The sequence below is a fragment of the Devosia sp. SL43 genome, assembly GCF_021729885.1.
Lineage (GTDB): Bacteria > Pseudomonadota > Alphaproteobacteria > Rhizobiales > Devosiaceae > Devosia.
In genome coordinates, this window is record NZ_CP063401.1 from 3205187 (window position 1) to 3217013 (window position 11827).

At 61.8% G+C, this 11827-nt stretch carries 11 protein-coding genes and 1 pseudogene; 9 read left to right on the forward strand and 3 right to left on the reverse strand.

Annotation, left to right across the window (positions count from 1 at the left end; all coding sequences use genetic code 11):
- The first annotated feature begins 155 nt into the window (after nucleotides 1-155).
- The 8 genes from IM737_RS15710 to IM737_RS15745 all read left to right on the forward strand — a co-directional run bounded on the left by IM737_RS15710 (nucleotide 156) and on the right by IM737_RS15745 (nucleotide 8349).
- Nucleotides 156-341 carry a Flp family type IVb pilin gene (locus tag IM737_RS15710; RefSeq protein WP_236895415.1) on the forward strand — a complete coding sequence of 62 codons (186 nt, stop codon included), beginning with the start codon at nucleotides 156-158 and terminating at the stop codon, nucleotides 339-341.
- Between the two features lie 122 nt (nucleotides 342-463).
- The gene (locus IM737_RS15715; protein ID WP_236895417.1) at nucleotides 464-973 is read left to right on the forward strand and encodes an A24 family peptidase; all 510 of its coding nucleotides are present in this window, start codon (nucleotides 464-466) and stop codon (nucleotides 971-973) included.
- A 204-nt stretch (nucleotides 974-1177) separates the two neighbouring features.
- Nucleotides 1178-2107 (forward strand): Flp pilus assembly protein CpaB, encoded by a 930-nt coding sequence (gene cpaB, locus IM737_RS15720; protein ID WP_236895419.1) that lies wholly within the window; start codon nucleotides 1178-1180, stop codon nucleotides 2105-2107.
- A gap of 14 nt (nucleotides 2108-2121) precedes the next feature.
- Nucleotides 2122-3531: a type II and III secretion system protein family protein gene (locus IM737_RS15725; RefSeq protein ID WP_236895421.1), complete on the forward strand. Its 1410-nt coding sequence runs from the start codon at nucleotides 2122-2124 to the stop codon at nucleotides 3529-3531.
- A 39-nt stretch (nucleotides 3532-3570) separates the two neighbouring features.
- On the forward strand, nucleotides 3571-4842 hold the full coding sequence (locus tag IM737_RS15730) for an AAA family ATPase (RefSeq protein WP_236895423.1): 1272 nt from the start codon (nucleotides 3571-3573) through the stop codon (nucleotides 4840-4842).
- Nucleotides 4843-4875: 33 nt separating this feature from the next.
- Nucleotides 4876-6360: a CpaF family protein gene (locus IM737_RS15735; protein WP_236895425.1), complete on the forward strand. Its 1485-nt coding sequence runs from the start codon at nucleotides 4876-4878 to the stop codon at nucleotides 6358-6360.
- On the forward strand, nucleotides 6360-7334 hold the full coding sequence (locus IM737_RS15740) for a type II secretion system F family protein (RefSeq protein WP_236895427.1): 975 nt from the start codon (nucleotides 6360-6362) through the stop codon (nucleotides 7332-7334). Before IM737_RS15735 ends, IM737_RS15740 begins: the two co-directional genes overlap by 1 nt.
- Nucleotides 7335-7347: 13 nt before the next feature.
- Entirely contained in the window at nucleotides 7348-8349 is a 1002-nt protein-coding gene (locus IM737_RS15745; protein WP_236895429.1) for a type II secretion system F family protein, read from the forward strand.
- An 18-nt stretch (nucleotides 8350-8367) separates the two neighbouring features.
- Here IM737_RS15745 and IM737_RS15750 read toward each other — a convergent pair whose 3' ends face one another.
- The 3 genes from IM737_RS15750 to IM737_RS15760 form a co-directional block, all read right to left on the reverse strand.
- Nucleotides 8368-8982, reverse strand: a complete 615-nt coding sequence (locus IM737_RS15750) for a DUF2306 domain-containing protein (protein ID WP_236895431.1) — start codon at nucleotides 8980-8982, stop codon at nucleotides 8368-8370.
- A 527-nt stretch (nucleotides 8983-9509) separates the two neighbouring features.
- Nucleotides 9510-10280: a tetratricopeptide repeat protein gene (locus tag IM737_RS15755; RefSeq protein ID WP_236895433.1), complete on the reverse strand. Its 771-nt coding sequence runs from the start codon at nucleotides 10278-10280 to the stop codon at nucleotides 9510-9512.
- A 449-nt stretch (nucleotides 10281-10729) separates the two neighbouring features.
- Nucleotides 10730-11020, reverse strand: coding sequence for a hypothetical protein (locus IM737_RS15760; RefSeq protein WP_236899987.1), 291 nt, complete (start codon nucleotides 11018-11020; stop codon nucleotides 10730-10732).
- Between IM737_RS15760 and IM737_RS15765 the strand changes: the two are divergent.
- A pseudogene (locus IM737_RS15765) lies at nucleotides 10952-11667 on the forward strand (AAA family ATPase). The gene IM737_RS15760 and the pseudogene IM737_RS15765 overlap by 69 nt on opposite strands.
- Nucleotides 11668-11827: the final 160 nt, after the last annotated feature.

The window sequence follows — 11827 nt, forward strand, 5'->3', positions numbered from 1 at the left end:
TATGATTAGAATAGGTTAAATGCTGCCCATTCAACGCTGATCCCGATCGCCGATTAACGCAATTTCAAGAAGTCACCACTAGCTTCAGGCTCATGTTCGATGTGTGACGTGTCGAACGATGGCGTCACTAGATGACGTAAAAATGGAGTCTGGGAATGAACCTCTTCGCACGTTTCGCGCAGGACGAGTCCGGCGCGACCGCTATTGAATACGGCCTTATCGCCGCTCTGATCTCTGTCGGTATCATCCTGGCCGCTACCGCTCTCGGTGGCAGCCTGGGTAACCTCTTCAACGGCATCTCCGGCAAGCTCGACAACTCGATGGGCAACCTCGACGGCTAATTGCCCTGTCGATCGCAACGGGAAGGGGTCGCTTCGGCGGCCCCTTCTTTTTTGCCGTTTGTTAACCGCTCGATAGCAGGATCGTAAGCGCGGCATTAGCCGTTCGCCGGAGAGTCATGGACATGCCGACCGTTGCATTCTTGCTGCCATTTCCAGTGGCCATGGCATGGGCCGCATCGTCGGATTTGCTGACCATGCGGATTTCCAACATGCTGGTGCTGTTCCTGGCGGCCAGCTTCTGCGTCGTCGCGCTGGTGGCCAACCTGAGCTTGCAGCAATTTGCCATGCATCTGACCTGCGGCATCATCGTGCTGGCAGTTGGCTTTGCCCTGTTTGCGCTGCGCTGGATCGGCGGTGGCGATGCCAAGCTGGCGGCCGTAACCGCGCTCTGGCTTGGCTTCGATCAGAACATCATCCTGCAATACCTGCTTTACTCGGCTGTGCTGGGCGGCGTGCTGACGCTGCTGATCCTGGCGTTTCGCGGCGTGCCGCTCTTTCCCCTGATCGCGCGTCATCGCTGGCTGGAACGGCTGCATGACCGCAAGGCGGGCGTGCCCTATGGCATCGCCCTGGCCATTGCCGGGTTGGTGGCCTATTCCAACTCCACGATTTTCGAGCGGCTGGTCGCGTAGCAAGCGTCGCCAAGTCATGACCAAGCAGGCTGGCAGTATTGCCGGCACCGCGCGCGCATTTTCATCGAAATTCTCAAAATGCTAAAATTTACATCTTGTTAACCGAACCTGCAAAGTTCCGGTTAACCAAACTTTGACCCTTTGGGTGCAGAGTTCTGCCGGTGGAACTGGGCCCTCGTGCCCTGAGTACAACCGGAGTGGGTCATGAAGCCGGCGCGTATCATCTTGTTGGTTGTTGCCCTTGTCGCCGGCGGCCTGGCCGCATTTCTGGTGACTCGCGGCGGCCGTCCCGCTCCCCAAACGCAAACCGTGACCGAAGTCGTCCAGGAGGAAAAGGCGCAGATACTTGTCGCCAAGACCCCCATCGGCATCGGTGAGCGCCTCGGTCCGACCACGCTCGAATGGGTGGATTGGCCGGTTGGCTCCCTGCGTGCCGACTATGTCACCATGGAAGCCATGCCTGAGGCGACGACCGACCTGACCGGCGCAGTTGCGCGCTATGAATTCTTCCCGGGCGAACCCATCCGCGAGGCCAAGCTGGTCCGTGCCGACCAGGGTTACCTGTCTGCGGTTCTGTCCGAAGGCATGCGCGGCGTTTCCGTCGGCGTCAGCGCCGTGTCGAGCGCCGGCGGTTTCGTGGTGCCGAACGACCATGTCGACGTCATCCTGACCACGCAAACGGCCGCCGGCGAGAGTTCGGAAGTCATCCTCGCCAATGTGCGCATCCTGGCGATTGGCAAGCGCATCGGCGAAGTGGGCACCAGTGGCGGGCAGAGCGAAGAAAACGTCGCTGCCGGCGCCGCGCCCCGGCCGATCACCTTCGATCGCTCGACCATCGCTACGCTCGAACTCGACCCGGTACAGGCCGAGACCCTGATCAACGCATCAACGCGCGGCCAGCTTACCCTGACGCTGCGCTCGGTGGTCGATTTCGGCAAGGACACCTCCATCGCCGAACGCCCAAGCAACCAGACGGTCCGCCTTATCCGCTTCGGCCAGGAGCAGGCCGTGATGGCCGGCACCGGTACCGGCCAGATGCTGGGCAACAACAACAACCCTGAATTCTTCTCAGACCCGAACGAAGGCGCCGCCGCCGAAGCCTCCGTGGTCAATAGCCATTCGACGCCGCAATAGGCGTGGAGATCAGCATGAACCCGTTCCTGACCAAGTTCTCCCACCGTGCCGGCCTGCTGCTGGCGCCTTTGGCGCTGGCCCTGATGGCTAGCAGCAGTTTCGTCCCGGCCGCTGCCGAGGAAACTCACATCGCCATTTCAGCGGCGGCCTATGGCGCGACGCGGTCGGTTGAAATCGAACTCAACAAGTCGATGATCATCGATTTGCCGGCCGGCGCGAGCGAAGTCGTCATTAGCCAGCCCGGCATTGCGGGCGCGGTCATGCGGACCCGCACACGAGCCATCCTTCAGGGTATGACGGGCGGCGATACCAACATCTTCTTCCTCGACGATGCCGGCAATACCATCCAGGTTCTCGATGTCCGGGTGATTGAAGAACCGTCTCAGGTCGGCAACGCCCTGCAACAGGCTCTGCGCCGCGTCATTCCCGGTTCCAATATCATCGTTGAATCCGTCACCCTGGGCGAAACCAACCGCATCGTCCTGACCGGCACAGTGCTTTCCGGAGACGACAGCGACCGGGCCACCCTGGTGGCGAGCCAATTTGCCGGCGGCGAGGGCAATGTGGCAAATATTCTCGACGTGTCCGGCGCCCAGCAGGTCATGCTCCAGGTCACCGTGTCGGAAGTGAAGCGTGATGTTGCCAAGCAGTTCGGCATCAATCTGGGTGCCGTCTTCAACGTAGGCCTCACCAACCTGCTCAGCTTCACCAACACCATGGTGGATGGCGAAATCCCGCATGGTGCCGACGGCGGCTTCTCCGTCAACGGCAACAATATCTCATCTGCTATCCGCGCCCTCGAAGAGCGCGGCGCCCTGCGTGTGCTCGCCCAGCCGACACTGACCGCCATTTCTGGTGAGGCCGCGACCTTCCTGGCCGGTGGCGAAATGCCCTACTACACCTATGACGAGCAGGATGACGGGGTCCTGCTGCGCACAGTTCTGTTCAAGCCCTACGGCGTCGAACTGGCCTTCACCCCGGTGGTCAAGTCCAACGGCACTATCGCACTCAAGGTCGAAACCTCGGTTTCCGAGCCGCAGGCCGACCAGTCCATGACCAAACGCGAGGCCAGCACCTCGGTGGAACTGCCCAGCGGCATGACGCTATCCATTGGCGGATTGCTGGAAGAACGGTCGAGCCAACAGGTCGATCAACTGCCCTTGCTTGGCAATATTCCGATCCTTGGTGCGCTGTTCCGGTCGCGTGACTACCTGACCGAGCAGACCGAACTGGTCATTTTGGTGACGCCCTATCTCGTCGGCCCAAGCCCCGCCGGTACCATTCCAGTGCCGACCGACGGGACGACAATGGCCAGCGATGCCGAAGCGATCTTCCTCGGGCGTCTCGAGAATATGTACGGCGTGGCCGGCAGCGGTGAGATCCGCGGTTCCATCTCGGGTTCGGTCGGTTTTGTTCTCGACTAGGGCGGCAAAAATTCGCCCAGGCGAAGGAGAGTAGGTTTCATGAGTTTCCTCACCCCAGAATCCAAGAAGGTGGAAGAGCCGGCGGCCGAGATCGCCTCGGGAGCGCGCCTCATTCCGCGCATCACCATCCAGGCCTTCTGCGAGCATTCCCAGACCGCCCAACTGGTGGAAAGCGCCATCCACGATCGCCGCATGTCCAAGGTGGCGCTGACCACCCACAATGGCGGCATCGACGGCGCCGTCGAGACCTACAAGTCCAACCCGACGCCCAACCTGATCATCGTCGAGACGACGCTGTCGCCCGACCAGATCCCTGGATCGCTCGAAAAGCTCGCCGAAGTCTGCGATGCCTCGACGCGTGTCGTGGTGCTGGGCCACGTCAACGACGTCCTGCTCTATCGCGAGCTGATCCGCTCGGGCATTTCCGAGTATATCGTGCTGCCGGCCACGGCGGCGCAGATCGTCTCTGCGATCACCGACCTCTTCGCCTCGGAAAACTCTGCACCGATCGGCCGCACGGTTGGCTTCGTCTCGGCCAAGGGCGGCGCCGGTGGTTCGACCGTCGCGCACAACGTTTCCTGGGCCATCGCCACCGCCCTGCGCCAGGATTGCCTGATCCTCGATATGGACCTGGCCTTCGGCACTGCCGGCCTCAACTTCAATCAGGACCCGCCGCACGGCCTCGCCGACGCGGTCAACGGCAACCAGAAGCTCGACCAGACCATGCTGGACCGCCTGATGAGCAAGGCGGCCAACCACATCAACCTACTCACCGCCCCGGTGACGCTGGATCGCACCTACGATTTCGAGGAACGCGAATTCGAGCAGATCCTGGAGCTCTGCCAGAACACCATGCCGGTCGTCGTCCTCGACATCCCGCATGCCTGGAATGCCTGGATCCGCCAGACACTGGCCACCATCGACGAGGTGGTGATCGTGGCCGAGCCGGACCTGGCCAATCTGCGCAATGCCAAGAACCTGGCCGATACCATCAAGGCCCTGCGCCCCACCGAAAGCGCACCGCTATTGGTCCTCAACAAGACCGGCGTGCCGCGCCGACCGGAGATCAATGCGGCCGAGTTCGCCAGCTCAGTGGAATGCGAATTGCTGGGTCAGATACCGTTCGAGGCGGCGCTGTTCGGCACCGCCGCCAACAACGGCCAGATGATCGCCGAGGTTTCGGCCAACCACAAAATCAACGAAGTCTACCGCGCCATCGGTATGCACGTCACCGGACGGCAGGCGGCGCATAGCGGGGGCAAGTCATCGAGCCTGATGAAGCTGCCCTCGTTCCTCAAGAAGCGGGCCTGACCGATCCCGGCAGCCTGAAACGGTAGGACGACTATGTTTGGCAAGCGCACAACTTTCGGCGGCAACACTCCTGGCGTCAGCGAAGTCGCGCGTCCCGTTGCGAGCCCGCCACCGGCCGCGCCGGTCCGCCGCGCCGCCGACAGCGACACCATGGCCTCGCGCATGCGTTCCGGCATGGAAGAGGTCGTGGACGTCCGCGCGCCGGCCGATGCGCAGCGCGACAAGGAATATTTCCACACCAAGTCGGCCATCTTCAACGCGCTGATCGACTCGATCGACCTCAGCCAGCTCGCGACCATGGACCAGGACGCGGCGCGCGAAGAAATCCGCGACATCGTCGCCGAAATCATCGCGCTCAAGTCCATCATCATGTCCATCTCCGAGCAGGAAGACCTGCTCGAGGACATCTGCAACGACGTGCTGGGCTATGGCCCGCTGGAACCACTGCTGGCCCGCGACGACATCGCCGACATCATGGTGAACGGCTCGCAGAAGTGCTACATCGAAGTCGCCGGCAAGGTGAAGCTGACCAATGTCCGCTTCCGCGACGACGCGCACCTGATGAACGTCTGCCAGCGTATCGTGTCCCAGGTCGGTCGCCGCGTCGATGAAAGCTCCCCGATCTGCGACGCCCGCCTCCCAGATGGTTCGCGCGTCAACGTCATCGCCCCGCCGCTGGCCATCGACGGCGCTGCGCTCACCATCCGTAAGTTCAAGAAGGACAAGCTGACACTCCAGCAGCTGGTCAAGTACAATTCCATCTCGCCCGAAGGCGCCGAGGTTTTGCGCATCCTGGGCCGTGTCCGCGCCAACGTATTGATCTCGGGTGGTACCGGTTCGGGCAAGACTACCCTGCTCAACTGCCTCACCGCTTTCATCGAAAAGGATGAACGCGTCATCACCTGCGAAGACTCGGCCGAACTGCAACTGCAGCAGCCGCATGTGGTGCGCCTTGAAACCCGCCCGCCGAACCTGGAAGGCGAAGGCGAGATCACCATGCGCGATCTCATCAAGAACTGCCTGCGTATGCGCCCCGAACGCATCATCGTCGGCGAAGTCCGCGGCCCGGAGTCCTTCGACCTGCTCCAGGCCATGAATACGGGCCATGACGGCTCGATGGGCACGCTCCACGCCAACAGCCCGCGCGAAGCCCTTTCGCGTCTTGAATCCATGATCACCATGGGTGGCTACAGCCTGCCCAGCCGCACCATCCGCGAAATGATCACCTCGTCGATCGACGTCGTGGTGCAGGCCGCCCGCCTGCGCGATGGTTCGCGCCGCATCACCCACATCACCGAGATCCTCGGGATGGAAGGCGACGTGATCGTGACGCAGGACATCTTCCTCTACGACATCATCGGCGAAGATTCGAACGGCATGCTGGTCGGCAGGCACCGTTCGACTGGTATCACGAAGCCGCAATTCGCCGAGCGCGCCCGCTACTTCAACGAAGAGGGCAACCTGGTCGAGGCGCTCGAAAAGTCCAATACCGAACAGCGCGAACTGCTGGATTCGTAATGACAGTCATCCTCCTCGCCATTCTGGCCATGGTCGCTGTGGGTGCCGCAGGCTTCGCCTTGGTGCCGTCGGCGCTTGGCGGTGGCCGTGCCGAACAGCGGCGCAAAGCGCTCCAGGTCAACACCCGCGTCAACCGGCTCGAAAACGATGCTGCCCGCAACCGCGACCAGCGCCGCAAGGAGTTGCAGCGCTCGCTCAAGCAGCAGTCAGATTCGCTCAATTCAAAAAAGCGCGTGACGCTGCCGCAACTGCTGTTCCAGGCAGGCATGACCATCAAGCCGGCGGCATTCATTCGCAACAGCATCATTTTCGGTGCCGTGGTGACGGTGGTCTTGATCGTCGTGCAGGTTCCTATCTACCTGGCGCCGGTCTTCGGCGTCGCCTCCGGCTACCTGCTACCGCGCATGTGGGTCGGCCGCAAGCGCAAGAAGTACCAGGACAAGTTCCTGGACGAGCTGCCCAACGCCGTCGAAGCCATCGTGCGTGGCGTCAAGACCGGCCTGCCGCTCAACGATTCCATCCGCGTCGTGGCCAAGGATGCCAAGGAGCCGGTTAGGTCCGAGTTCGGCCGCGTGCTCGATCAGCAGGCTTTCGGCATGACCATGACCGAGGCGGTGGGCGTTTTGCTCGACCGCGTGCCGCTGCCGGAAGTGAACTTCTTCGTCGTGGTCATCACCGTGCAGCAGCAGGCGGGCGGTAACCTCAGTGAAGCCCTGGGCAACCTGGCCAAGGTGCTGCGCAACCGCAAGAAGATGAAGCAGAAGATCAAGGCCATGTCGTCCGAAGCCAAGGCCTCCGCTGGCATTATCGGCTCGCTGCCTTTCGTCGTCGGCATCCTGGTGTCCATCACCTCGCCCACCTATCTGGCGCCCCTGTTTTTCACCACCCTGGGCAATATCTGGCTGGGGATCGGCGTCGTCATGCTCGCCGCCGGTGTCTTCGTCATGAGCCGCATGGTCAAGTTCGACTACTGAGAAGGAGGCGCGCATGGGCATTTTCGAACTACTCGGGCAACGCGAATTCCTGATCTCGGTTCTCGCTGCCATATCGGCCGCTGCCGTGGTCTTCACCTTCGGCTCGAGCTTCATCGTCAAGTCCGAGATGAAGGATCGCATCAAGCGTGTGGCGCTCGAGCGCGAAAAGATGCGCGCCGAGGAAATGTCCCGCCTGCGCGGCACCGCTACCCCCACCGACGCACGGTCCATTCGGCGCTCGGGCGAAACCAAGACCTATATGAAGAACGTCGTGGAGCGTTTCGACCTGCGCAAGGCGTTCATGGACGACGCCACAGTCGACAAGCTCGCCATGGCCGGCTTCCGTGGCCAGGGTCACCTGACGACCTTTCTGTTCATGCGCATGGCGACGCCGCTGGGCATCTTCGCCTTCGCAGCGCTCTACCTGGTGTTTCTCAATCCGGGCGAGCGCCCGCTTTATCTCAACCTGGTCTATGCCATCGGCGCCGGATTGCTTGGTTCCTTCCTGCCGGCCATCCTGCTCAAGAACAGCACGACCAAGCGGCAGTTCTCCATCAAGCGCGCCTGGCCCGATGCCCTCGATCTGATGCTGCTCTGCGTTGAAGCCGGCATGTCGATGGAACACGCCTTCAAGCGCGTCGCCAAAGAGATCGGCCAGCAAAGCGTCGAACTCGCCGAAGAGCTGACGCTGACCACGGCCGAACTGGCCTTCCTCGAAGATCGCGGCCGCGCCTATGACAATCTAGGTCGTCGCTCGGGTCTGGACGGCGTCAAATCGGTGATGACCGCCCTGATCCAGGCCGACCGCTACGGCACCTCGGTCGGCCAGGCCCTGCGCGTGATGGCCGAAGAAGGCCGCGAACAGCGCATGATGGATGCTGAAAAGAAGGCAGCCGCACTGCCCCCCAAGCTCACGGTGCCGCTGATCCTGTTCTTCCTGCCAGTGCTGTTCATCGTCATCATCGCGCCAGCCATAATCAAGGTGTTCGGACCAGGTGGTGTTGCCGGCGGCTGAGGGCGCGGCGCGCCTTGCTCAAATCCTGCGAACCAAGACTTCGGCAAAAACAACGCAGGCCGCCCAAGACCCCAAAAATGCGATGTCAGCGGCGAGGCCCGTCGGAGGCTCTCCCGTGATCACGTAGATTGGGAAGAACACCATCGACACGGCCGTGGCGCCGATGCCAATCGCATAGGCGCGGATCATCCAGTTGCGGTGGCGTGTAAAATCCCGCTTGTAGATGGCCTGCATCGCAATGGCCAAAGCCACGCCGAGTGCGATCCCGAACAGCAACCGCCCGCTGTTCATGGCCACCGAATAGGCGTCGGGAAAGTGCCAAAGCAAACTCAACGAACTCAGCGAGATTATCGCCCCCGCTGCTACAAACACGCGCCCCATAACGCGGTGCCAAAATCCATACTTGCGCGCCAGAACACGACCAAATTGGATTGGGCCAAGGATACCAAACGTGGCGCCGCCCAGCACATGCATGAAATGCCAGACGGGGGCGGCCGTCAGACGCTGGCTGTCCTCGGGCAGGGCACCCAGCGGGATTTGCACCGCTTGCACCGACGCCAAAACGATCGTGAGTAGCGTACCAACGAACAATGCAGCAGGCACGACAACGGGCTTCGTGAACCAACGATTCATTCTACAAGTCCTCATTTACGGCTCATCAGTTGCCGGATTTGTTCCGCTGGAAGACGTCTTCAATCTTCGACGCCGAACACTTCAGAATGCGGAAGTCGGCTTCAAGGAATTACTTGTTTTGCGGCATAACGCTCGTGGCTCCTGCAGCATTCACACATGCTCGTAAGGGCTTCCAACGTAACCTTAGTCTTACATTCGGTAAAATATCATAAACTCAAAGTCAAGGATATTTAACATAGATGGCGCGTGAGGAGCTGGACTTCGCCTGGCAGCTTGCGCTGCACGTGCGACCGCTCCGATTGTCTCGACAGAGCTGATCGGCTGCTGCCGGGAATCGAGGAGATATTGCCTGGTATGCGGCTCTACACCGCCGGTGGCGTTGCCGCTGTGGGTGCCACCGGGATTGCCGGTCTCTCCACCAACCGCAGCACGGCTTGAGGCTGGACCTCAGGTGTCGGCGCGGAATTCGTGGTGACGGAACAGGTCTCGATCAAGACCGAATACTGGTTAAAGACAGACGCTCGCCTCTACCCGTTCTCGATCATGTCCCAGCGGTTCTGCTGGGTCAGCAGGGCGCGGACATAGGCCATGTTGCTTTCCACCTGCTCGGGCGGCAGCTCGGCCGCATACATGGCGCGGCATTCGTCGAACCGGCCCTGCAACCCGACGATCAGCGCCAGATTCTGGCGAATTTGGCTGGTCGCACCGCGCATCTGCACGGCACGCCGCAGGTGCTGTTCGGCCGCGGGCAATTCATTGGTCATGGCGTAGCTGAGGCCCAGATTGGCCTCGATCGACGCCTCGCCCGGCGCGATGGTCAGCGCCTGGGTATAGAGCTGGCGGGCCTCGCCATTGCGCCCGAGTTGGTCGAGCGTCGCGCCCTTGACCAGCAGCGCATTCCAATCGGGCACGTCGGGGCGGATGACGTTGTCGAGCACGGTGAGCGACTGCTCGAACCGGCCGTCTGATGTCAGCGCCTTGGCATAGGCGACGGAAATGTCGACATCATCAGGATAGGCGGTGATGCCGTTTTCCAGCACCGCAACCGCCTGCGGGCTCTGGCCGACGGCGCGCAGGGCCGCTGCATAGTGGATGATCACGGCCTTGTCGCGCGGGTTGGACTTGTAGCGCGCTGCCAGTTCACCAAGGGTCTGCAAATTCTGTCCGGCCGCCATGCCCGAATAATCGGGCGACGGCATGCTGCCGCGGTTGGAGGCGCAAGCGCCCAGCGCAACCACCGCAACGCCGGCCAGCATAAGCGTGCGCAGGGCTTTGATACCATGGTTGAGGGACGTCACCGGCGGCTCTCCCTGCGGGACCAGGGGCGGGTTCAGATGCCGCAGGGCCGCGCGATAGACTCAAAATTCGGGCTGTGCGCCCATCCCCTCATGCAATAAATCATTAACCCTAACAGCCGGTTAAAGCGGCCGTTCCGGGCGTTGCCGCGCCGCCACCGCAGCGCTATGTCGGGGTCAATTAAGACCGACCGGATTGTCACTCAAGACAGCCTCGCCCTTCACTAAGAAGTTTCTTCAGGTCGTTGACCGCAAACAATAAATTCGGGGATTCCACCCTGCTCTTCGCAGTCGGCGGTTCTTTGGGCGCGCTTTCTTGATCAGCTCTGCTATTCGAGGCCGCTCATGATGAGGTCCCCTCCGGTGTCCTGAGCTTCCCGTCGACCGAGAACCTTCGTACCCCAGATCTGGTAGCCCATATTCGCCGGGCCCGTCCGGCGTCCGAGTGCTTGTCACGGCTGCGGCAGGTGGTTGGCGCGAAGCTGGAGAGGCCCAAGCCGGCGACGGTTCGGCTCGATGACCTCGCCGGTTATGGGGATACGAAAGCTTGGGGGCTGGAACTCCGTCAGGACATGACGCTGTGGCGCGAGGGAAAGCTCGACTGGGATGAAGTCGATCACCGGGCCGTTGTCCTGGCCGGCCCGCCCGGCACCGACAAGACCAGCTTCGCAGCCGTGCTTGCCGCAACGCTCGAGGTGCCCTTGGTCGCGTCGAACGTGGCCGAGTGGAACGGGCATAAGCATCTGTCGGGTACCCTCAATCGCATGAAGGAGGTCTTTGCTCGGCGACTGCCAACTCACCATGCGTTTTGCTCATCGACGAGATCGATGGCATTTCAAGCCGAACGCAGATTTCTGGCGACTATGTCGAGTACTGGACCCAGATCGTGAATCTGATGCTAGTCCTCGTGACCGAAGCGATGAACACCCCGGGCTTGGTGATCGTCGGCGCTACAAACCACGTTGAGCGGATCGATCCGGCTCTGGTGCGCGCCGGTAGGCTTGACCGGATCATTCGGATCGAGTTGTCGGATGCCGCTCCCATCGCGGCCATTCCGGCGCGCTACGCCGGTGCCGGCGCGTTCGGCAAAGACGTTGCCGCACTGGCCAACCGGCTCGTCGGACGGACTGGGGCCGACGTCGAAAGCCTGGTGCGAATGGCGAAAGCCGCCGCGCGGCGGGCGGGGCGGCCATTTTCCGTCCCCGACATCGAGGCGCAGGTCCCCGATCCTATCGACAAGTTGTTGCCTCGAATCCGCCGACGCGTCGCGGTTTACCGGAACGCACAACGGATTGTGGCGCAGGTGCTTGGGTTGGCTGAGATGGCGTCCAATGCCGGCGAGCTCGCTCGTCAGCTGGAAAGGACCCGACGGCGTTTGCCAGGGACATAGAGCTCAAAACTGGCTTTGGCGAATGTGGGGTGATCTACCTGGACGGTCCAGACCATCGCCCTGCCGTTTCGCCATCTGCCGCCGCCAGCATACGGCGACGAATTGAGGCGGCGTTAGCGCGGGCGTCGGCCGTCCTGCTTGAGAACGCCGACGAGCTGGA